The following is a 20,330-nucleotide window of genomic DNA, read 5'->3' on the forward strand; positions in this document are numbered from 1 at the left end:
CCCGTCAGCCTATCGACGAGCAGCCACTCGGTGCCCGAATCCGCGCCCCGACGGCAGCCTCCAGCTCTCTGGGAGCTCACGCTCAAGGGCGGCGAGGGGCCCGGAAAGCGACTACCGTATTCGTGCGGTCCTCGCAGGGAACCCGGAACACGGACCGCGCCACACCCAGAAGGAGCACCGTGCAGAACGACGCGATCGCCGAGGAACAGGACCATCTCGATCGGCTGCACGACGTCATCCGGTCGCAGTCGGACATCGAGGAACGGCGCTCCGAGCTCGCCCTCCGCGCCTTCGACGGCGACGACGACTCGAGCTTCTCGGAACGCGACGCCCTGGTCGCCCATCACCGCCAGCGGATGGTCGAGCTGCGTTCGTCCAGCTACGGACTCCTCTTCGGCCTCCTCGAACGCGAGACCGACGAACGGCACCACATCGGCCGCATCGGGCTCCGCGACCCGGAGAGCGGCGACCAGCTCCTGTTGGACTGGCGCGCACCGGCCTCGCGCCCGTTCTACACGGCGACGCCACTCCGCCCCGAAGGCCTCCGCCTGCGCCGCCGCATCGGCACGGCCGGTCGCCGCGTCACCGAGGTGCACGACGAGGTGCTCGACACGACCATGCTCAGCGACGACGAGCCGAGCGGCATCGGCGAGTCCGGTGCGCTGCTGGCGGCCCTCGGTCGCGCTCGTACCAAGCACATGGCGGACATCGTCGACACCATCCAGGCCGAACAGGATGCGATCATCCGGGCGCCCCTCCCCGGCACGCTCCTCGTCCAGGGCGGTCCGGGCACCGGCAAGACCGCCGTCGCCCTCCACCGTGCCGCCTATCTGCTCTACGAGCACCGCGAGCGACTCATGCGCAGCGTCGTGCTCATCGTCGGGCCGAACTCGACGTTCCTCGACTACATCAGCCGTGTGCTGCCGTCACTCGGCGAGACCGCCGTCGTCCTCGTCACTCCGGCGACCCTCGTGCCGGGCCTCGACGCGCACGCCGAGGACTCGCTCGAGGCCGCCGAGCTCAAGGGCCGGCTGCGCATGGCCGACGTCGTCGCCCGGGCCGTCCGCGAGCGTCAGGTGCCGCTCGACCAGCCGGTCACCATCCGCATCGCCGGCGACGGCCCGCTCCGCGTCACGCCGGGCGTCCTCCGCCGGATCAAGGCCGGGATCGAGCGATCGGGCACCCCGCACAACGAGGCCAAGCTGCGGTTCGACCGCGCCGTGCTGACGCACCTCATCGGGCTCGAAGCGAAGCGCGACGGCTTCGAACCCCGCACGGGTGAGGACGCCGACGAGCGGCGACAGGAGCTGAGCGAGGAGCCCGAGGTCGAAGAACTGCTCGACACGATGTGGCCGATCCTCGAGCCGGCCGAGATCATCGACCGCCTCTTCACCGATCCCGAGCTGCTGGCTCGCGTCGCTCCCGACCACACCGAGGAGGAGCGTCGCCTGCTGCTCCGTCAACCCGCCGCCGGAACGGACGGCGCGGGTGAGGTCGACTGGGCCGCGCGGCTCACGCCCGGCGACATCGCCCTCGTCGACGAGGCCGCCGAGCTCATCGGCGAGGATCAGCGCCCCGAGCTGGAACGGCAGCGCCGCGCCGCCTACGAACGCCGTCACGACGTCGAGTACGCGCGCAGTGTGCTCGAGATGATCGGTGACATCAGCATCGACGACGAGGCCCAGGACGACGACTACCTCCGCTCCGCCCAGGACCTCGCCGACCGCCAGACCGTGGAGGACGACCGCAGCCCCGCCGAACGCGCCGCGAGCGACCGCACCTGGGTCTACGGGCACGTCATCATCGACGAGGCCCAGGAACTCACCCCCATGCTGCTTCGAGCCGTCCTGCGACGCGGTCCCAACCGCTCGATGACGCTCGTCGGCGACATCAACCAGCAGAGCACCTCCGCCACCCGCTCCAGCTGGCAGCAGCTGCTCGGCCCGCAACTCCCGCGCTGGACGGAGGAGCTGCTCACCGTCAACTACCGGACGCCCGAGCAGATCATGGCGCTCGCCGATCCCGTCCGGCTCGAACTCGACCCGGACTCCCCGGCGCCCGTCTCGATCCGACGCGGCGAGGAGGAGCCCGTGCAGCTCACGGTCGAACCCGCCGCGCTGGCCCCGACGGCGGTCCGCGCCGCCGTCGACGCGATCACCGCACACGCCGGCATCGCGGGGGTCATCGCTCCCCGCTCGCTCCTGGCGGAGATCGACGCCCTCCTCGCCGAGACCGGAGCCGATCGCGCCCGGGTGTGGACCGGCACCGCGCGCGAGAGCAAGGGCCTCGAGTTCGACAGCGTCGTCCTCGTGCAGCCCGACGCGCTGGGCGGGACGGGCCACGCGGCCCTGTCACTCCGGTACGTCGCACTCACCCGCGCAACCCAACGGCTCACGGTCATCGACTCGTCGAGCTGACCGTCGGCAACCGGCGACGCACCGTCGTCCGGACCCCTCCAGAGCACCAGGCGACGGGAAGGACCGTAGGCTTGGGCTCTGCCAACAGAATGTGAGGCTGGGATGAAGGTCATCAGCTACAACCTCCGCAAGAACAAGGCCAGCGGCGAGCTCGTCGCACTCACCGAAGAGTTCGGCCCGGACGTCCTCGCGTTGCAGGAGGCCGACACCCTGCAGCTGCCCGCCGAACTCGGCGGCCTGCACCTCGCCGACAGCACCCACCGCAACCGGCTCGGCCTCGCGATCTACTACCGCCGCGACCGGTTCACCGCCGAGTCGACGCAGACGTTCGCGCTGAAGAAGTCGCTGCACGACATGGTGCTCGCGCCGGCGCACGAGCGGCTCATCGGCACCCGCCTCACCGACGTCGAGGCCGGGCGCGAACTCATCGTCGCCTCGTTCCACGCGGCCCCGCTCACCGCGCTCAACTCACTGCGTCGGCACCAGATCAAGGCCGCGCACGAGCAGCTGCACGCGATGGGCGACGTCCCGACGCTCATGGTCGGTGACTACAACTACCCGCTCTTCCAGAAGGGCCTCGGCACCAAGATGCAGGAGAGCGGCTACGATCTGAGCCTCAGCGACCGCAGCACCTACACGCGCTACAAGATGTTCCGTGGACACTTCGACTTCGCGACGTCCGTGGGCCTGAAGATCGACCGGGTGCAGACGCTCCGCCGCGGTATCTCGGACCACCTGCCGATCCTCGTGGACGCCACCTACGGTGCGGCCGTGCCGGTCGACGACGACGCTCCGGAGTCCGCCGCCCGCTGACCCGGTCGCCTGCCTCTGCGCGCGCCCCGTCCGGTTCGCAATTCAGGATGCGCTCGGCGCGGTGCCCTCCGCCGCGGCGTGCCGCGCGGGACACGCCGCGCTCGTCCTGAGTTGTGAACTCGGAAGCGACGTCAGATGAGGCCGCGGAGGAACTCCTGGACACTCGTCCCGGCCTCGCGGGCGCGGCGGACCAGGCGCTCGTGCTCGTCGGTCGTGAGGTCGAGGGTGAGCTGGTGCCACGTCGGTTCGACGTCGAGTGAGAACAGCGCGCCGTCGTCCTCCGCGTCGAACACGGGGGCGGTGCGTTCCTCCTGGACCTCGAGCTCGGCGAAGAGCTCCGGCTCGGTCGTCTCGGGAGCGTCGTCAGCGTCGGCATCAGCCTCGGGGGTGGACAGGGTCTCCGCAGCTCCGGCACCGGTCCAGCCTGGTCCCTCCGGGACCGGCGTCTTGCGCTGGAACGCCTCGGCGGCCGTGCGGGCACGGATGTCGGCGGCCTCGTTGAGTCGGTGACCGACGTGCCCCTTCACCCACTCGAACCGGTAGCGCCTCCCGGCGATGGCGGCGTCGATCTCCTGCATGAGTTCGAGGTTCATGACGGGCTTGCCGTCGCCCTTCTTCCAGCCCTTCTTCTTCCAGCCCGGCATCCACTTCGTGATGGAGTCGATGACGTACTTGCTGTCGCAGAGGATGTGGAGGTCCTCGTCGAGGTGCTCGGTGGCGCGGAACAGTTCGAGGACGGCGCGAAGCTCGCCCATGTTGTTCGTGCCGTGCGGCCATCCCCCGGCTGCCCAGCAATCGTCGTCGACATACCAGGCCCAGCCGGCGGGTCCGGGGTTGCCGAGGGCGGAGCCGTCTGCGGCAGCGGTGATCGTCATGTGCGCCTTTCGATGAGTGCCCTCCATCGTATCGACGCACCACCGACGCCCCGACGCCGGCCTCGCGGTGCCGGCGTCGGGCCGGGCGACGTCAGGCGGGCGCGAAGACGCTGAGCGTGACGGCGACCGTGACCGTCGTGTAGCCGGGTAGGTCGGCGATCGCCTGCTCGAACACGTCGTCGTCGAGGTGGTGGGCGCTCGGCCCCATGCGGACCTCGTCGCGCACCTCCTCCGGCATGAGTTCGACGGCGTAGTCGAGCGTGTCACGGGAGCGGAGCGTGAAGCCGTCGAGCTGCGCGTCGAGGCGGGCGTCCTTGCGCTCGGCGATCCCGATCATGCCGAGTCGGTCGCGCAGCTCGGCCAGGTGACCGGGTTGGGGTGTCACGACGGTGAGCAGGCCGTCCGGACGCAACACCCGACGCATCTCGGGACCGTTCCGCGGGCCGAAGATGCTCAACAGATGATCGACCGACGCCGCCTGCAGCGGGAACGGCGCCCAGGCGTCAGCGGTCGCCGCTGCAGCCCGGCCGTGTGCGCGCGCGGCGCGACGTGCTGCGAGCGGTGACAGGTCGAACCCGAACCCGCGCCAGGCCGGTCGGGCGTCGAGGATCCGGCCGAGGTAGTAGCCGGTCCCGCCGGCGATGTCCACGACGAGGGGCGACCCGCTGTCGTCGACCGTGCCGTCCGGGTGCAGGCGCGCCTGCGGCAGCGTCTCGGCGACGTGGTCGGCGATCGGTTCGTAGTGCTCGGCTTCGAGGAAGGCCGCCCGGGCCGCGACCATCTCCTGGGTGTCGCCCGTCTTCGGGGTCCGGCCACCGACGACGAGCGACGCATACCCCTGGCGGGCGATGTCGAAGCTGTGGCCAGCCGGGCAGCGGAGCACGCGGTCTCCGAGGGTCAGCGCCGCCGAGCAGATGGTGCAGGCGAGATCCGGGGCGACGAGCGTGAGCCGGTCGTGCTGCGGGACCTCCGCGAGCGCCGGCACGTCGACGAACCGCTCCGATTCCAGCTGCGACGATCGCTGTCGTCGCATCGTTTCCGGTTGTCGCACGTCACCCACACGGTGAGTCTAGGCGCGCCGGGCACCCCCGTGCGACGCCGCGTCCCTCAGTCGTCCAGCGCGGAACGCAACCGCTCCGCCTCGGCGCGGGTGGCCTCGCCCGCGCGCTGTGTCCGGTCCGCCTCGCGCTGTCGGCGGGCCAGCTCCCGGGTGGCGTCCGCAAGCTCCGCGTCCAGCTCGTCCAATCGACGGGCCAGGTCCTCCCGCTCACGGAGGAGCTCCGAGCGACGCACCGTGGACTCGTCGAGCAGCGCGGTGGCCTGCTCGCTCTCGCGATCCGCGGACTCCTCGGCGCGCTCGGCCGCTTCGAGCCGCGCACGCAGTCGGCGCCGTCGGTCATCGGCGTCGGCGGATGCGCCCGTTCCGGCGGTGTCGTCGCCGCTCTGGCCGCCGTCCGACCGTGCGGTCGACGCGTCCTCGCCTGAGGCTCCGGCCCCGCCGACCACACCGCCCCACCCCGCTCCACTCGACGTCGGGGCGTCGGTCAGTCGACCGGACGACACCTGCGCGGCGAGGTCGGCGTCGGCACTCGCCGCTTGAAGACTCTGGCGGACGGTCTCGATCACCGCTCCGGAGAGGGACGCCCCCTCCGCTGCTGCGGCTTCGACGGTGGCGGTGACGAGCGTCGCGATCAGCGAGCGACGTTCGGTGCCGAGCGTGCGGAGCGCTGTGGCGTCGCCGGAGCGTTGGGCGTCGCCGAGCGCGGAGCCGAGTTGTTCCAGTTCGCTGAGCAGGTCCGGGCGGTGCGCCGTCAACACGTTGAGCGCCCAGGCGGCGACCGACGGTTTGCGGAGGGCGAGGATCGCGGTCGCCAGCTCGTCGTCCCCGTCGTCGCGCGCTGCGACGGCCAGGCGTCTGCGCTCCGTCACGAAGCCGCTGAGCGGGACGCGCAGTAGCTCGACGGCGGCAGACGCCAGGCCCGTCGGGGCCGGCGTCCCGGTGTCGCGGTCGTCGGGCACGGTGCCGCTCCCTCGCATCATTTCACGTCAGGCTAGCGCTCTCTTGCGCCAGAACGGCGTCCGACTGTCGCCTTTTCGGGGGTCGATACCGACAATGTGGACATGGATGCCAGACCTTACCCCGACACGGCGGAGCCGCCTGAAACAGCGGCCTGCGCCGATTTGAAGTCCCTCCTCAGGACCGTGGACTTCCCGATCTCACGCCGCGAACTGCAGTCGATCGCCGTCCGTTCAGGACTCGACCGCGGGACCCTCGCCGCGCTCAACACGCTCACCGAAGAGCACTACGCCGGCTCGTTCGGCATCCTCCGCGAACTCCGCCACCACGGCGAGCTCCGTCGCTCCGCCTGACCGCCCCGTCCGACACCTGGTGGACTCCCCAGCGCGGTGCGCTGACGTGAGCGCGGGTCACAGACCCGGGCGCGGGTCTCCGGAGGGGCGCACTCACGCCTACGGGGCGCGGTGACGTCAGCGCACCGCGCTGGCGATTCCGACAGACATCGTGCAACGCAGAAACCCCCGCCGAGGCGAGGGTTTCGAGCTGAGATCCAGTGCGGAGACGGCGGGATTTGAACCCGCGGTCCCCGTGAGGGGACTCCACCTTAGCAGGGTGGTGCACTAGGCCGAACTATGCGACGTCTCCATGTGCGCTCGCAAGCGGACGCACGACGACCAGCATAACCGGAGATGGGCGTGGTGACGAATCCCCGTGTCCGCGACGCCCTTCGACACGCTCAGGGAACGAGGTCGGGACGCCTACTGGTCGTCGAGGGTGCGGCCGCGGGAGCAGGTGCGCTGGTCGGCGGTCTGGCCCGTCACCGTCGACGGAAGCACCACCGCACCCCCGGCGGACGTGTCGGTCGCATCGGCAGGCGGAGCCGTCGCGGCAGGATCGCCACCTGCATCCGCACCTTCGGCGGGATCGACCGCGGTCGGGTCGGTCGGGTTCGTCACCGCACCGGCGCCGGTCGCGCCCGACAGCTGGATGGGCTGGTCGTTACCGAGGGCCTCGAAGAGCGCGGCGGCCGCGTCGTCGATCGGTTCGACCCCGCCCTCGACGGCCGCGTTCGGGTACTGCACGAACGCGATATTCGACAGGTCGACGTCGCGCAGCGTCATGGCGATCGCGATCATCGTGTCCAGGCTCGTCAGGCTGTCGGACAGCTGCATGTTCTGCGCCGCCGCCTTGGCCAGGGAATAGAGGGTCCCAGGGTTGGTCAGCGTCTCGGCACTCTTGACCTGCTGCATCATCGCCGACAGGAACACCTGCTGGTTGCTGATGCGACTGAGGTCGCTGCCGTCCCCGACACCGTGCCTGGTGCGGAGGAACTGCAGCGCCTCGTAGCCCTCGAGCGTGTGTTCGCCGGCCGACAGGAAGGTGTTCGTGTACTCGTCCTCGATCGGGTCGGCGACGCACACCGTCACCCCGCCGAGTGCGGTCGACATCGCCATGACGCCGCTGAACTGCACCTCTGCGGCGAACGGGATCTCGAGACCGGTGAGCTGCGACACCGTCAGCGCCGTGCACGCGAGCCCGCCGTAGCTCAAGGAGGTGTTGATCTTCTGCCGGCTCATCGAGTCGAACGAGCCGCCGGCCGGGTCGGGGCAGGACGGGATGGGGACGAACATGTCGCGCGGGAAGCTGACGACCGTCGCGTTGCTGTGGTCCTCCGAGATGTGCACGAGCATCGTGACGTCGTTGAGGTTGCCGGTCTCCTCCTCGGCGTCGCCGAAGACGGGGTCCTGGCCGGCGCGGGAGTCGCTGCCGACGATGAGGAGATTGACGCCGCCCGGATACGCTCCGATCGCCGGCAGGTCGGTGACCGCCTCACCCTGCGAGTCGACGAGCGCGACACCGGGCTTCACCGAGGCGGCGACGTCCCAGAGGGCGATCCCCGCGACGATGCCACCGCTGACCAGCGCGACGGCCAGGGTCGAAGCGATGATCTTCAGGCCGGTCCGCACGGCGCTCGGTCGCTGCAACCGCCCGTGACGGGCGATGGTGCTGAGCTTGCGGGAACGTCCCTCACGACCGGTTGCGCCACGGCCCGTGCGGTTCCGCGCGGGCTCGACGGCGTCAGACGTGATCGGGGGCATCGGAACAGTAAAGCAGGTCCGGCTGTGAACGAGGGTGCGCGACCGGGTTTCCGCGACGCATCAGTCCCAGCGCACCACCGGGGTTCCCGAGGTGAAGTCCACCTGCGGCGAGCCGAGCGAGGGACCGAACAGGATGTCGCAACCGCCGGTCGCTCCGTTCTGCGTGCAGCTCGTCGAGGACGCCTTGACGCTCCCGATGTAGTCGCCATAGACCTGGAGCGGGTTGACGAACGTCTCGCGGGGTTCGAGGTTGGCGAGGTTGGCCTGCGCGTCCGCACTCAGCGTGCGCGTGATGGTGCCGTCCGCGACCGCCGTGCCGTCCGACAGTGTGGCCGGGATGTCGAGACCGCACCCTGCGGTGAGGCTGGTCGAGGCGATGCAGGCGTTCACCGCTTCCGTCACGGCGTCGCGGAACTGCTTGACGCCTGCCTCGTTGAGCTCGACCTTCACGTCCGAGAGGAGGTCGTAGGAGTCACCGGCGGCGACGAGGTCGTCTGCTCCGGAGATCGAGAACGATTCCTCGAGTGTCTTGGGGAGCGCGAGTTGGTAGGCGCCGGGGAACACCGTCCAGGAGTCGCCCTTCGCCTCCTGTCCGTTGACCGTTACGGTGACGCCGTCGAGCATCGACGGGTACAGGCTGACCGTTCCCCCCGAGAGGATGGAGTAGCCACCTTTGTACGCCTTGTAGACGGTGAACTCCTGGGTCACGGGGGTGGAACCGACCGAGAACGTCGCCGTGACCGTGGTGGTGGAACTGGATTCCTTCGCGGAGGTCAGCTTGACCTTGCTGATCTTGCCGAGCTTCGCGGACGCTTTCAGGACGTCGTCGGTGAGCAGCGTCTTGTCGCTGATCGACTCGTCGAGGTAGCTCAGTGCCTGCTTGGCGTCGCCGTCCTGCAGGGCGGTGAAGTAGTCGGTGACGATGCTCTTCGGGTCACCCTGCGCCCCGCGGATCGCGGAGCTGATGCCGATACCGGCGGCCGTGACCACGATGATCACGAGGACGACCGCCCCCGCGATGATGCCGATGAGTCCGCCGCGGGACAACTTGCGCCGCTTGGCGGGACCGGCGACTCCGGGGGCGTAGGGGGACGGTGCACCGGCGTAGGGGTTCTGGGACGCACCGTACGGATTCTGCGGAGCGCCCGCCGGGCTCTGGGACGCGCCGTACGGGCCCTGCGGGACACTGACGGGATACTGGGACGCACCGTACGGATACTGCTGAGTCCCCGCACCGTTCTGCGGTGCATCGGCACGCGGCATGGATCCGTCGGTCGACGGGGTCTGTGGGACGGGGCCCTGAGGCGGCGGCACCTGCCCGCCCGTCTCCTGGGAGTTCTCAGGCTGGTCGGATGGCTCGGTCATCGCTGGTTCTGCTTTCGAATCGTCTGCCGACACGAGTCGACGAGTACGCACTCGAGCCGCTCCATGTCTACATATCAGTCGATGAATATCATACCGATGAACGGTGCAGCGCAGGCCCACCCAGCCATTCCGAATACGTGCGGAGGGCGTGGGATTCGAACCCACGAGACATTTCTGCCCACCAGTTTTCAAGACTGGCTCCATCGGCCGCTCGGACAGCCCTCCTGATGGTCGATCGTCCGCCATGACGCAGCTGACGACCAGGATCGAGTGTATCGGATGGGGCCAGCGGCGAAGCGGCCCCATCCGATCACGCGGTGACTACTGGTCTTCCTCCGGACGACCGGCCGTGCAGGTGTTCTGCGCGGCGTTCTGGCCGGTGATCGTGTCGGGCAGGGCGACGGGGCCGGCGGCGGACGGGTCCGCGGGCGCAGCCGGGTCCGCCGTGGCAGCGGGATCCGCCGCCGCGTCGGTCGTCGCCGGGTCTGGCGTGACCGGTGCGTTCGGGTCGGTCACGACGTACTTGCCGGTGGCGGACAGCGCGACGGCCTGATCACTCTGCAGCGCCGTCCACAGGACGTCGGCATCGGACGTCGCCGCGACCCCGCCCTCGACCGTGGCCGTCGGCGTCTGGACGAACGCGACGCGGTCGAGCGGGATGTCCTTGAGCGCTGCGGCGATCGACACCATCGTGTCGATGTTGTTCAGGCTGCTCGACAGGGTCACGTTCTTCAGCGCCGCACGGGCGATCGAGTAGAGCTTGATCGGGTCGGAGAGCGTGTCGCTGCTCTTCAGCGTGCGGACGAGCGAGGAGAGGAACACCTGCTGGTTCGAGATGCGCGAGAGGTCGCTGCCGTCGCCGACGCCGTGACGCGAGCGGAGGAAGGCGAGCGCGGACGCACCCGAGAGGTCGTGGGTACCGACGTCGAGGTTGATGCCGCTCCAGGCGTCGTTCAGCGGCTCGGTGATGCAAACGGGAACGCCGCCGACCGCGTTGGACATCGAGATGACACCGTCGAAGCCGATCTGCGCGGCGAACGGGATGGAGAGCCCGGTGATGCCTTCGACCGTGGAGACCGCGCAGGCGAGCCCGCCGTCGGCCCCGCCGTACATGAGGGCGGTGTTCATCTTGTCGCGACCGTTGCCGCCGTCGGCGCAGTCGCCGATCTGCACGTACATGTCACGCGGGAAGCTGACCACGGTCGCGCTCGAGTGGTCTGCCGAGATGTGCATGAGGATCGTGACGTCGTTGAGGTTCTCCTCGCGATCGCCGTACGCCGCATTGCCGTCGCCCGAGTCGCTGCCGACGAGGAGCAGGTTGACGCCGCCCTCGATCGCGCCGATGTTGGGCGGCGGTGCACCCGGCGTCTCGTTGTCGAGGTGGGCGACGGGCTTCACGCTGTTGGCGAGGTCGAGTGCGGCCACACCGGCGACCGCGATACCACTCACGCCGACGACGGCGGCCGTCGCGGCGACGATCTTCGCGACGGTGACGAACGGGTTCGACTTGCGGAGTCTGCCGTGACGGACGGCGGCGCGCGGTTTGGACGCGTCGGCGTTGCGGGTCATGGATCTCGCTCTCGTCTCAGGAACAGGGGTTGCCGGAACCCTGGAGACCGGGCTGCGGCGAGTCGTCCGGCGGACACCTGCAGCAGGCTCGCACCGACGCCCCGTGCCCACCGGAAACGGCGTGACGACACGGAGCTTTGGACGATGCTAACCCGAAATGCTCCTCAGGAGCTGAGAGAGACCGTCGTCGGTGACCGTCCCGGTGACCTCCGACGCGACCGCGAGGACCTCCTCGGGTGCCTGGCCCATGGCGACACCACGTCCTCCCGCTGCCGCCCAGCCGAGCATGTCGACGTCGTTGCGGCCGTCGCCGACGGCGACCATCTGCGAGCGCTCGAGCCCCAGCCACTCCCGGACACGCTCCAGCGCGGTCGCCTTGTTGACGCCCTTCGGCGCGATGTCGAGCCACGCCGTCCACCCGATCGCGTAGCTCACCTGGCTGAGCCCGATCTCGTCGACGATGCGGAGGAACTCCTCCTCGTCGTGGCTCGGGGACACGACGACGACGCGCGTCACCGGGCTCGTCACGAGTTCCTCGAACGGCACCTCGATCGCGTTCTCGAGGTTCCAGTCCTCCACACCGACCGTGTACTTGCGGAAGCCGTCGGGGTACTCGACCATGTAGCTGCCCTCGGAGAGGTGCGGCTGGATGAGCCCGAGGACCTCGGTCGGGTCGAAGGTCTCCGTGAAGAAGCGCTCGTAGGAGTCGGGCTTCGACTCGTCGCGCTTCATGATGAGCGCACCGTTCGCGCAGACGACGTACTGCGGCGTCAGCTCGAGCTCCTCGAGCACCGGGCGCGTGCTCTCCCAGCTGCGACCGGTGGCGAGCGTCACGATGTGGCCGAGGGAGACCACGCGACGCACCTCGTCGGCGACCGACAGGCTGAGCGAACCGTCCTCGTGCAGCACGGTGCCGTCGATGTCGAGGGCGATGAGCAGCGGGGTGGCGGTGGTGGTCACCTCGTCCGTCATCGGATCGGCCTCGCGACCTCGATGCCGCCCAGGTACGGACGCAGCACCTCGGGGATGACGACGCTGCCGTCCTCCTGCTGGTGCGTCTCGAGGATCGCGACGATCCAGCGAGTGGTCGCGAGCGTTCCGTTGAGCGTCGCGACCGGCGTGGTCTTGCCCGACTCCGTGCGGTACCGGGTGTCGAGGCGACGCGCCTGGTAGGTGGTGCAGTTCGAGGTGCTGGTGAGTTCGCGGTACGCGTCCTGCGTCGGCACCCAGGCCTCGACGTCGAACTTGCGTGCCGCGCTCGACCCGAGGTCGCCGGCGGCCGTGTCGATGACCCGGTAGCTGAGGCCGAGCGACTGCAGCATCGCCTCCTGGTACGACAGCAGGCGCTCGTGCTCGGCGGCGGCGTCCTCCGGCTTGGTGTAGACGAACATCTCGAGCTTGTTGAACTGGTGCACCCGGATGATGCCGCGGGTGTCGCGCCCGTAGGATCCGGCCTCCTTGCGGTAGCAGGTCGACCAGCCGGCGTAGCGGAGCGCGCCCTGCTCGAGGTCGAGGATCTCGTCGGAGTGGTACCCGGCGAGCGCCACCTCGCTCGTGCCGGTGAGGAAGAGGTCTTCGCCGGCGATCTGGTAGACCTCGTCGGCGTGTTCTCCGAGGAAGCCGGTGCCCTTCATGATCTCGGGGCGCACGAGCGTCGGGGTGATGAGCGGGACGAAGCCGGCCTCGATCGCGCGGTCGAGCGCGAGGTTCATGAGGGCGATCTCGAGGCGGGCGCCGATGCCGCGGAGGAAGTAGAAGCGCGAGCCGCTGACCTTGGTGCCGCGCTGCATGTCGATGGCGCCGAGGAGTTCGCCGAGCTCGAGGTGGTCGCGGGGGGCGAAATCGAAAGACGGGCGTTCGCCGACCTCGCGGAGCGTGATGAAGTCGGCCTCGCCGCCGGCGGGTACGCCCTCGAGGACAGGGTTCTGGATGCGGCCGGCGACGTCGGCGAAGTAGGCCTCGGCCTCCGTCGCGACCTGCTGGGCCTCCTTGACGCGGGCGGCGAGCTGCTGCGCCTGGGCGACGAGGGCGGCCTTCTCCTCCTTGGGGGCCTTGGCGACCTGCTTGCCGAACGCGTTCTGCTCGGCACGGAGTTCCTCGAACCCGGTGATCGCGGCGCGGCGTGCGGTGTCGGCGTCGATCGCCTGGTCGACGAGGTCGACGGAGGACCCTCGCTTCTGCTGCGACGCTCGGAGGACTTCTGGCTGTTCGCGGAGGAGTACGGGATCGATCACCCGGCAAGTCTAGCGATCGAGGTCGGTGACGAGGCCCCGGGACAGTACCGTTGGGCCATGCCGACTCCCGCGCACGCCGCGCTCGTGTACAACCCGGTGAAGGTCGACGCCACCAGGCTGCGGAGCGCGTTGGAGGCGCGGTCGCAGGAGGCGGGATGGGCGGCTCCGCACCTGTATGAGACGAGTGTCGACGACCCCGGTGTCGGTCAGGCGCGGCGCGCGGTCCTCGACGGCGCCCGGGTGGTGCTCGTGGCCGGCGGCGACGGGACCGTGCGGGCCGTCGCCGAGGGGCTGCGCGGGAGCGGTGTGCCGCTGACCCTCATCCCCTCGGGGACCGGCAACCTGCTCGCGAGGAACCTGAAGCTGCCGCTCGGCGACCAGGTGGCCGCGATCGGGACGGCGTTCACCGGCGACACGCGCGCGATCGACATCGGCGTCGCCATGATCACCCGTGCCGACGGGTCGGAGGAGGAGTACGCGTTCGTGGTGATGGCCGGCATGGGCATCGACGCGATGATGATCGCCACCGCGAACCCCGACCTCAAGAAGTCGCTCGGCTGGCTCGCCTATGTCGAGTCCGGTCTCCGCTCGATCGCCACGGCCGCGCCGTTCCGCATCCACTACCAGTTGCGCGGGCACCGTCAGCATGCGGCGACCGTGAGTTCGGTGCTCGTCGGGAACTGCGGCACGTTGCAGGGCGGCGTGCAGCTCATGCCGGACGCCGAGCTCGACGACGGCTTCCTCGACGTCGCGGTGCTGCAGCCGAAGGGTGCCTTCGGCTGGCTGCTCGTGTGGCGGAAGGTGACGTGGGAGAACCGGGTCCTGCGGCGGACGGCCGTCGGGCGGCGGATGATCCGGTTCACCGAGGGCCGAGGTGGGAACACCGTGACGAACCTGCGTGCTGAGGCGTTGACCGTGCGGGTCGACGAGGCGCAGGACCTCGAGCTCGACGGCGACGCGTTCGGTATGGCGACGATGGTCGCGTTCGACGCGCACCGCGGCGGGCTGCTCGTCAAGCTCCCGTAGTCGGCGACACCGCTGAGCCCGGCTACCCTCCTTCGACGAGGTCCGCGATCTCGGCGAGGAGCGCCGTCGCCCGCTCGAGGTCGGGGCGGAGGTCGCGGTCGGCGTCGTCCGAGCCGAGCGACGCCGATGCCCGGGCGAACACCTCGGCGAGCACCCCGGTCAGTCGATCGGCCACACCGAGACGCCGCACGACCCGCACCGCTCCGAGGAGTTCGCAGCCGATGAGCGTCCTCGTGGCGACGACCGCGTCCTCCAGCTGGGCGACGGCCTGCGCGGCGAACGGCGCGTCCTCCTCGGCTCCGCGCGACAGGACGACCGTGCCGAGCGCCGCCGGTTGCGCCGCATGCCGGATGTCGGCGACCGCGCCCGCCGCGACGTACTCGACCATCATCAGTCCTGAGGCACCCGGTTCCCCGTCGCCGAGGAACGGCGGCAGCCCCGTGAACGCGGGCTCGTTCAACAGTCGCAGGCGGGAGAATGTGACCGTCGACGCCTGCGCGAGCGCGAGTGCGGTCGCGTCCAGTTCCGCTGCCAGCTGCGCCTGGAAAAAGGCGCCATGGTGGAGGACCGCGCGTGATCCGTCATCGACACCGAAGACGTACAGCGGGTTCTCCTGCGCGGCACCGATGAGCGCTTCCACCTGGTCCGCGAGCCGGTCCGCCGCCGTCACCACCACGCCCTGCGTGATCGCCGCGATGCGGAGTGCGAACGGGTCCTGGATCCGGGCCGGTTCCGGCACGGGTCCGATGAGCGCGCGCACCGCCGCAGCAGCGGCTTCGACACCGGGTGCGGCGGACGCACCCGCGGCCGCCTCGGCGTACGCCTGCGCATTGCCGTCCAGCGCGTGGAAACTGAGCGCGCAGACCGCCGACCAGGCGCGGTCGAGCCTCCGCAGCTCCGTGACCGCGAGCGCCGCGCGCGCGATGGTCAGGGCGCTGCTGCTGATGAACGACAGGGCGCTCTCCGAGCCCCAGGCGTCCAGCGCCTCCAGTGGCGTCGACGCCGGCCGTTCGCCGAGGAGGGTCAGCGCCGTACCGGCGAGCGCGGTGAGGTCGCCGGTCCCGATCGACCCGAGGGTCCGGACGGTCGGCAGTGCGTCGCGGCGCAGCATCTCGGCGAGCGCCGCGACGACCGCGGGCTCGACACCCGATCCGCCGACGGCGAGCTGGTTGAGCCGGACCGCGAGCATCGCCCGCACGACCCGGTCGGGGACGACCTCCCCCGCGTCGACCGCGTGGCTGCGGAGCAGGCGGCGTGCGTGGGCATCGCCGTCGTCGGCCACCGCGGTGTCCTTGTTCGCCCCGACGCCCGTGCTCCTGCCGTAGACGGCCGCGTGCTCGGCGAGGTCCCGTGCTTCGTCATGAGCGGTGGCCAGCCGGTCGAGCACCGCGCGAGGCACCGAGGCCTCCTCCTCGAGGTCCGCGATCCGCCGCAGCTCGGCGATCCCCAGTGCTCCCGCGATCTCGATCATCCCGACACCCTCTCTTGCGCTCCGCCGTCGTGTGCACCATCCTTGCTCACACGGCGAACGTCCCACCAGATGAAATTCGAGTTTTACCTGACGGAAACATTCGAGGCGGTTCGCTGAAACGGCGGAGCCATAACGTGGTGGCTCGACAGAGAGGGATCTGATGGCTGAATCATCGACTCGAACCGTGGAGCGTGCACTCTCGCTCCTCGCCGTGGTGTGCGACCGCGGTCGCACGACCCTCGCCGAGAGCGCGCGACTCGTCGACCTCTCGCCGAGCACCGCCCTCCGGCTCCTCCGCACCCTGGAGTCCACGGGGTTCGTCCGGAAGGACGCCGACGGCAGCTACCGACCCGGCAGCCGCGTCGTCCAGCTCGGCACGCAGGCACTCAGCAACGAGTCGCTCGTCGGCTTCTGCCACACGGAGATGCTCGACCTCGTCGAACGCACCGGCGAGTCCGCCTACCTGAGCGTCGAGGGTCACGCGTCCACCGCGCTCTACCTCGCGATCACCGAGGGCACCCACTCCGTCCGTCACGCGAGCTGGGTCGGTCGCACGATCCCCCTCGACGGGTCCGCCGCGGGTGCCGCACTCACCGGGCGGACCCCCTCCGCCGGATACGTCACGGTCGAACGGGGCGTCGAGTCGGACGTCACCGCGATCGCCGCACCAGTCCGCTCGGGAGCTCGGGTCGTCGCGGCGCTGAGCCTCGTCATCCCGAGCTACCGGATGACCGACGACCTCATCGCCTCCTACGGCGAGCTCCTCGTCGCCGCCACGGACCGGCTCTCCAGCGGGCTCGCCTCGTACACCGGCCCCATCGACAACACACCCGCGACCGTCCCCGACGACGCCGCTGACCTCCTGGAGGGACGCGCATGATCCGCTTCACGAACGTCAAGAAGGCCTACCCGGACGGCACGGTCGCCGTCCACGACCTCTCCTTCGAGGTGCCGACCGGATCCCTCACGGTGCTCGTCGGCCCGTCCGGCTGCGGCAAGACCACCTCGCTCCGGATGATCAACCGCCTCATCGATCCGACCTCCGGGTCGATCCTGCTCGACGACGTCGAGACCCAGTCGCTCGACCGCGTCACCCTCCGTCGTCGGATCGGCTACGTCATCCAGAACGCCGGTCTCTTCCCGCACCGCACCGTCGTCGACAACGTCGCAGCCCTCCCGCGCCTCCTCGGCGGCTCGCGTCGGGAGACACGCACGGCGGCCCTCGAACTACTGGAGCGCGTCGGTCTCGACGAGAAGTTCGCGAAGAAATACCCGTGGCAGCTGTCGGGCGGTCAGCAGCAGCGCGTCGGCGTCGCCCGCGCCCTCGCGACGAACCCGCCGTTCCTCCTCATGGACGAACCCTTCAGCGCGGTCGACCCGATCGTCCGGACGCAGCTCCAGGACGAGTTCCTGCGTCTGCAGGCCGACATCTCGAAGACGATCGTCATGGTCACCCACGACATCGACGAGGCACTCAAGCTCGGCGACCAGGTCGCGGTCCTGCGCGAGGGCGGCCTCCTCGCGCAGATCGCGCCGCCGGTCGACCTCCTGACCCGCCCCCACGACGCGTTCGTCGCCGACTTCGTGGGCGAGGCCCGCGGCTACCGTGCACTCGGCTTCCTCGGACTCGACCACGACGACGCCCTCCACCGCGAGCCCGTCGCCCGGCTCGGCGACACCGCCGTGACCGGCGTGCACGCGAGCGGCTGGGTGGTGGTCACGGACGACGAACGCCGTCCCCTCGGCTGGTTCGACACGGCAGCCGGTCACGGCTCCGTCTCGACCGACACGATCAGCGGTCACGGCCTGTTCGTCCCGCGCACGGCGTCGCTCCGCATCGCGCTCAACGCAGCGCTCGCGCACCCGAGTCGACGCGTCGGCCTCCTCGACGACGACGGCCGACTCACCGGCACCATCGCCGCCAGCGAACTGCTCGAGCGTCCCGCCCCCGAGCGGAGCCTCCGATGACGATCGACTGGATCTGGGAGAACCTCCCGCTCATCGGCGACCTCACGCTCAACCACCTCTGGTTGACACTCACCCCGACGGTGCTCGGCCTCCTGGTCGCCCTCCCGTTCGGCTGGTGGGCGCACCGCTCGCGTCGCGGCCGACCGTTCATCGTCGGTACCGCCGGGCTGCTGTACACGATCCCGTCGCTCGCGCTGTTCATCATCCTGCCGACGATCCTCGGCACGAAGATCCTCGACCCGATCAACATCGTCATCGCCCTGACCGTCTACACGGTGTCGCTCCTCGTCCGCGTCGTCTCCGACGGACTCTCCTCGGTGCCCGTGGACGCGGTGCAGGCGGCCGAGGCCATGGGCTACCGGTCCTGGCAGCGACTCGTGCTGGTGGAACTACCCGTCGCCGTCCCGGTGATCGCCGCCGGCCTGCGCGTCGCGGTCGTCTCCAACGTCAGCATCGTGACGATGGCCGCCCTGCTCGGCATCCCGCAACTCGGGACACTGTTCACGCAGGGCTTCCAGCTCCGCCTGTTCGTGCCGCTCGTCACCGGCATCCTGCTCTGCGTCGTCCTCGCCGTGATCCTCGACCTCGTCATCGTCCGGCTCGGCTCGCTCGCGACGCCCTGGCGTGATCGGACGGTGGCGGCATGAGCGTCATCGACTGGCTGACCGACCCCGCCAACTGGACCGGCCCCGACGGCATCCCCTCGCAGATGGGCTACCACCTGCTGTACACGGGCATCGCGCTCGTGATCGCCGCTGCGATCGCCGTGCCGCTCGGTGTCCTCGTCGGCTACACCGGCAAGGGCGAGCGCCTCGTCGCCGGATCGGCCAACGCCCTCCGCGCCCTGCCGACCCTGGGCCTCCTCATCCTGCTGTTCCTCCTCATCTCGCCGGTGGTCCCCGGGCAGCTCGTCTACGTCATCCCCACGATCGTCGTCCTCGTACTCCTCGCCGTCCCGCCCATCCTGACCGGGACGTACACGGGCATCCAGAGCGCCGATCCCGACGCGGTGGGCGCCGCCCGCGGCATGGGCTACACGAGACTGCAGATCCTCTGGCACGTCCAGCTCCCCTGCGCCCTCCCCCTGCTGCTGTCCGGCATCCGCTCGTCCACCCTCCAGGTCGTCTCGACCGCGACAGTCGCCGCCTACCTCGGCCTCCAGGGGCTCGGCCGGTACATCATCGACGGCCGCGCCCAGGCAGACTTCTTCCAGATGGCCGGCGGCGCGATCCTCGTCGCCGCCCTCGCCTTCGCTCTGGAGATCGCCTTCACCCTCCTCGGCACCCTCATCGTCTCCCCCGGTCTGCGGCGCACCAGCCGCAGGCGGCGGACGGCGGCCCCGACCACCGTCACCGGGGCGATCCCCCGGCCGGCCTGAGCCGCACCCGCACCGCACGACCACCTCCGCACGACCGCACCACCGATCCGTCCATCTCACCGAATCGAGGTCCTCATGCCCTTCCCCACCTTCCCCCGTCGACTCGCGGCCATCGCCGCGACCACCGCAGCCGCCGCTCTCGTCCTCACGGGCTGCGGCGGCCAGGACGCCCTCAGCAGCGACGGCGCGTCCGGCTCCTCCGGCGACGCCGTCATCATCGGCTCAGCCGACTTCACCGAGAGCCAGCTCATCGCCACCATCTACTCCCAGGCGTTGCAGGCCGAGGGCGTCACAGTGAAGGAGCAGTTCAACATCGGCAGCCGCGAGGTCTACATGGCCGCGCTGCAGGACGGCTCCATCGACCTCCTCCCCGAGTACTCGGGCGCACTGCTCAAGTACCTCGACTCCGAGTCGAAGGCCAGCACGAGCGAGGACGTCGTCGCGGAACTCGGCGACAAGCTCCCGAAGGGTGTCAGCATGCTCGACATCTCGCCCGCGGAGGACAAGGACGTGCTCGCCGTCACCCAGGAGACGGCCGACAAGTACGACCTCAAGACGATCTCCGACCTCGTGCCGTACATGTCCGAGCTCAGCCTCGGCGGCCCGCCGGAGTGGAAGACGCGCGTCAACGGCGTCGTCGGCCTCGAGCAGGTCTACGGTCTCACCTTCAAGGAGTTCGTCAGCCTCGACGCCGGTGGGCCGCTCACGATGACCGCGCTCACGAGCGGTCAGGTGCAGGTCGGCGACATCTTCAGCACCGACCCCGGGCTCACCGCGAACAAGCTCGTCGCCCTCGAAGACGACAAATCGCTCTTCGCCGCCGAGAACATCGTCCCCGTCATCAGCACGAGCAAGCTCGACGACACGATCTCGAAGACGCTCGACAAGGTCTCCGCGGCCCTCACCACCGAGGACCTCATCGAGATGAACGGCAAGGCGTCCGACGGCACGAGCCTGAAGAGCATCGCCGAGGAGTGGCTGAAGGACGCCGACCTGGGCTAGCAGCACCCCTCGACGGGCTCAGGGGCCGAGAAGCAGCTCAGGGCCGAGACCCGGTTCAGGGCCGGCGACCCGCCCCTGAGCCCGTCGGAACAGCAC

Annotated in this window: 18 protein-coding genes and 2 tRNA genes; 9 read left to right on the plus strand and 11 right to left on the minus strand. The window is 70.0% G+C overall.

The genetic code is table 11. The features are described from left to right. The first annotated feature begins 179 nt into the window (after window positions 1-179). A complete protein-coding gene (locus HOW07_RS17180; RefSeq protein ID WP_175117969.1) occupies window positions 180-2,417 on the plus strand; it encodes a UvrD-helicase domain-containing protein in 2,238 nt (745 codons plus the stop codon). A gap of 102 nt (window positions 2,418-2,519) precedes the next feature. Beyond that, window positions 2,520-3,230, plus strand: coding sequence for an endonuclease/exonuclease/phosphatase family protein (locus HOW07_RS17185; protein WP_064296862.1), 711 nt, complete (start codon window positions 2,520-2,522; stop codon window positions 3,228-3,230). Window positions 3,231-3,361: 131 nt separating this feature from the next. Here HOW07_RS17185 and HOW07_RS17190 read toward each other — a convergent pair whose 3' ends face one another. The 3 genes from HOW07_RS17190 to HOW07_RS17200 all read right to left on the minus strand — a co-directional run bounded on the left by HOW07_RS17190 (window position 3,362) and on the right by HOW07_RS17200 (window position 6,145). After that, complete coding sequence (locus HOW07_RS17190) at window positions 3,362-4,105, minus strand: RNase H family protein (RefSeq protein ID WP_175117970.1); 744 nt, start codon at window positions 4,103-4,105, stop codon at window positions 3,362-3,364. A 91-nt stretch (window positions 4,106-4,196) separates the two neighbouring features. Beyond that, on the minus strand, window positions 4,197-5,138 hold the full coding sequence (locus HOW07_RS17195) for a putative RNA methyltransferase (protein ID WP_175117971.1): 942 nt from the start codon (window positions 5,136-5,138) through the stop codon (window positions 4,197-4,199). A gap of 74 nt (window positions 5,139-5,212) precedes the next feature. Continuing rightward, complete coding sequence (locus tag HOW07_RS17200; protein WP_175117972.1) at window positions 5,213-6,145, minus strand: hypothetical protein; 933 nt, start codon at window positions 6,143-6,145, stop codon at window positions 5,213-5,215. Window positions 6,146-6,226: 81 nt separating this feature from the next. On the opposite strand from HOW07_RS17200, the gene HOW07_RS17205 reads away from it, so the two are divergent. After that, entirely contained in the window at window positions 6,227-6,475 is a 249-nt protein-coding gene (locus tag HOW07_RS17205; protein ID WP_175117973.1) for a DUF2795 domain-containing protein, read from the plus strand. 203 nt (window positions 6,476-6,678) lie between these two features. Here the strand turns inward: HOW07_RS17205 and HOW07_RS17210 are convergent. The 7 genes from HOW07_RS17210 to serS all read right to left on the minus strand — a co-directional run bounded on the left by HOW07_RS17210 (window position 6,679) and on the right by serS (window position 13,389). Beyond that, a tRNA-Ser gene (locus HOW07_RS17210) sits at window positions 6,679-6,767 on the minus strand. 113 nt (window positions 6,768-6,880) lie between these two features. After that, the gene (locus tag HOW07_RS17215; protein WP_079003511.1) at window positions 6,881-8,221 is read right to left on the minus strand and encodes an LCP family protein; all 1,341 of its coding nucleotides are present in this window, start codon (window positions 8,219-8,221) and stop codon (window positions 6,881-6,883) included. A 60-nt stretch (window positions 8,222-8,281) separates the two neighbouring features. Beyond that, a complete protein-coding gene (locus tag HOW07_RS17220; protein ID WP_175117974.1) occupies window positions 8,282-9,586 on the minus strand; it encodes a hypothetical protein in 1,305 nt (434 codons plus the stop codon). Between the two features lie 140 nt (window positions 9,587-9,726). Then, window positions 9,727-9,811: transfer RNA gene (locus HOW07_RS17225), tRNA-Ser, on the minus strand. Window positions 9,812-9,907: 96 nt separating this feature from the next. Continuing rightward, window positions 9,908-11,155 (minus strand): LCP family protein, encoded by a 1,248-nt coding sequence (locus tag HOW07_RS17230; RefSeq protein WP_079003513.1) that lies wholly within the window; start codon window positions 11,153-11,155, stop codon window positions 9,908-9,910. Between the two features lie 147 nt (window positions 11,156-11,302). Next, on the minus strand, window positions 11,303-12,127 hold the full coding sequence (locus HOW07_RS17235) for an HAD family hydrolase (protein WP_175117975.1): 825 nt from the start codon (window positions 12,125-12,127) through the stop codon (window positions 11,303-11,305). After that, window positions 12,124-13,389 (minus strand): serine--tRNA ligase, encoded by a 1,266-nt coding sequence (serS, locus tag HOW07_RS17240; protein ID WP_121292296.1) that lies wholly within the window; start codon window positions 13,387-13,389, stop codon window positions 12,124-12,126. Before serS ends, HOW07_RS17235 begins: the two co-directional genes overlap by 4 nt. A 57-nt stretch (window positions 13,390-13,446) precedes the next feature. On the opposite strand from serS, the gene HOW07_RS17245 reads away from it, so the two are divergent. Continuing rightward, window positions 13,447-14,415 (plus strand): diacylglycerol kinase family protein, encoded by a 969-nt coding sequence (locus HOW07_RS17245; protein ID WP_175117976.1) that lies wholly within the window; start codon window positions 13,447-13,449, stop codon window positions 14,413-14,415. Between the two features lie 22 nt (window positions 14,416-14,437). Here the strand turns inward: HOW07_RS17245 and HOW07_RS17250 are convergent, their stop codons facing one another. Next, window positions 14,438-15,886 (minus strand): aromatic amino acid lyase, encoded by a 1,449-nt coding sequence (locus tag HOW07_RS17250; RefSeq protein WP_175117977.1) that lies wholly within the window; start codon window positions 15,884-15,886, stop codon window positions 14,438-14,440. Between the two features lie 160 nt (window positions 15,887-16,046). On the opposite strand from HOW07_RS17250, the gene HOW07_RS17255 reads away from it, so the two are divergent. The 5 genes from HOW07_RS17255 (at window position 16,047) to HOW07_RS17275 (ending at window position 20,234) form a co-directional block, all read left to right on the plus strand. Beyond that, window positions 16,047-16,766 carry an IclR family transcriptional regulator gene (locus HOW07_RS17255; RefSeq protein WP_175117978.1) on the plus strand — a complete coding sequence of 240 codons (720 nt, stop codon included), beginning with the start codon at window positions 16,047-16,049 and terminating at the stop codon, window positions 16,764-16,766. Beyond that, window positions 16,763-17,854, plus strand: a complete 1,092-nt coding sequence (locus HOW07_RS17260) for an ABC transporter ATP-binding protein (protein ID WP_137244126.1) — start codon at window positions 16,763-16,765, stop codon at window positions 17,852-17,854. Before HOW07_RS17255 ends, HOW07_RS17260 begins: the two co-directional genes overlap by 4 nt. Then, entirely contained in the window at window positions 17,851-18,501 is a 651-nt protein-coding gene (locus tag HOW07_RS17265) for an ABC transporter permease (RefSeq protein WP_175117979.1), read from the plus strand. The genes HOW07_RS17260 and HOW07_RS17265 overlap by 4 nt, the downstream gene beginning before the upstream one ends. Continuing rightward, entirely contained in the window at window positions 18,498-19,232 is a 735-nt protein-coding gene (locus HOW07_RS17270) for an ABC transporter permease (RefSeq protein ID WP_071260603.1), read from the plus strand. The genes HOW07_RS17265 and HOW07_RS17270 overlap by 4 nt, the downstream gene beginning before the upstream one ends. 75 nt (window positions 19,233-19,307) lie before the next feature. Beyond that, complete coding sequence (locus HOW07_RS17275) at window positions 19,308-20,234, plus strand: ABC transporter substrate-binding protein (protein ID WP_064296877.1); 927 nt, start codon at window positions 19,308-19,310, stop codon at window positions 20,232-20,234. The last annotated feature ends 96 nt before the right edge of the window (window positions 20,235-20,330 follow it).

This window comes from Plantibacter sp. MCCC 1A11337 (genome assembly GCF_013349365.1).
Taxonomy (GTDB): domain Bacteria; phylum Actinomycetota; class Actinomycetes; order Actinomycetales; family Microbacteriaceae; genus Plantibacter; species Plantibacter flavus_A.

What these genes read in the sequence shown, in the direction of transcription:
- HOW07_RS17220 (WP_175117974.1), bottom strand. Translation starts at nt 9,586, where the DNA reads ATGACCGAGCCATCCGACCAGCCTGAGAACTCCCAGGAGACGGGCGGG.
- HOW07_RS17270 (WP_071260603.1), top strand. Translation starts at nt 18,498, where the DNA reads ATGAGCGTCATCGACTGGCTGACCGACCCCGCCAACTGGACCGGCCCC.
- HOW07_RS17275 (WP_064296877.1), top strand. Translation starts at nt 19,308, where the DNA reads ATGCCCTTCCCCACCTTCCCCCGTCGACTCGCGGCCATCGCCGCGACC.
- HOW07_RS17185 (WP_064296862.1), top strand. Translation starts at nt 2,520, where the DNA reads ATGAAGGTCATCAGCTACAACCTCCGCAAGAACAAGGCCAGCGGCGAG.
- HOW07_RS17250 (WP_175117977.1), bottom strand. Translation starts at nt 15,886, where the DNA reads ATGATCGAGATCGCGGGAGCACTGGGGATCGCCGAGCTGCGGCGGATC.
- HOW07_RS17230 (WP_079003513.1), bottom strand. Translation starts at nt 11,155, where the DNA reads ATGACCCGCAACGCCGACGCGTCCAAACCGCGCGCCGCCGTCCGTCAC.
- HOW07_RS17200 (WP_175117972.1), bottom strand. Translation starts at nt 6,145, where the DNA reads ATGATGCGAGGGAGCGGCACCGTGCCCGACGACCGCGACACCGGGACG.
- HOW07_RS17205 (WP_175117973.1), top strand. Translation starts at nt 6,227, where the DNA reads ATGGATGCCAGACCTTACCCCGACACGGCGGAGCCGCCTGAAACAGCG.
- HOW07_RS17190 (WP_175117970.1), bottom strand. Translation starts at nt 4,105, where the DNA reads ATGACGATCACCGCTGCCGCAGACGGCTCCGCCCTCGGCAACCCCGGA.
- HOW07_RS17215 (WP_079003511.1), bottom strand. Translation starts at nt 8,221, where the DNA reads ATGCCCCCGATCACGTCTGACGCCGTCGAGCCCGCGCGGAACCGCACG.
- HOW07_RS17255 (WP_175117978.1), top strand. Translation starts at nt 16,047, where the DNA reads ATGGCTGAATCATCGACTCGAACCGTGGAGCGTGCACTCTCGCTCCTC.
- HOW07_RS17195 (WP_175117971.1), bottom strand. Translation starts at nt 5,138, where the DNA reads ATGCGACGACAGCGATCGTCGCAGCTGGAATCGGAGCGGTTCGTCGAC.
- HOW07_RS17260 (WP_137244126.1), top strand. Translation starts at nt 16,763, where the DNA reads ATGATCCGCTTCACGAACGTCAAGAAGGCCTACCCGGACGGCACGGTC.
- HOW07_RS17265 (WP_175117979.1), top strand. Translation starts at nt 17,851, where the DNA reads ATGACGATCGACTGGATCTGGGAGAACCTCCCGCTCATCGGCGACCTC.
- HOW07_RS17235 (WP_175117975.1), bottom strand. Translation starts at nt 12,127, where the DNA reads ATGACGGACGAGGTGACCACCACCGCCACCCCGCTGCTCATCGCCCTC.
- HOW07_RS17245 (WP_175117976.1), top strand. Translation starts at nt 13,447, where the DNA reads ATGCCGACTCCCGCGCACGCCGCGCTCGTGTACAACCCGGTGAAGGTC.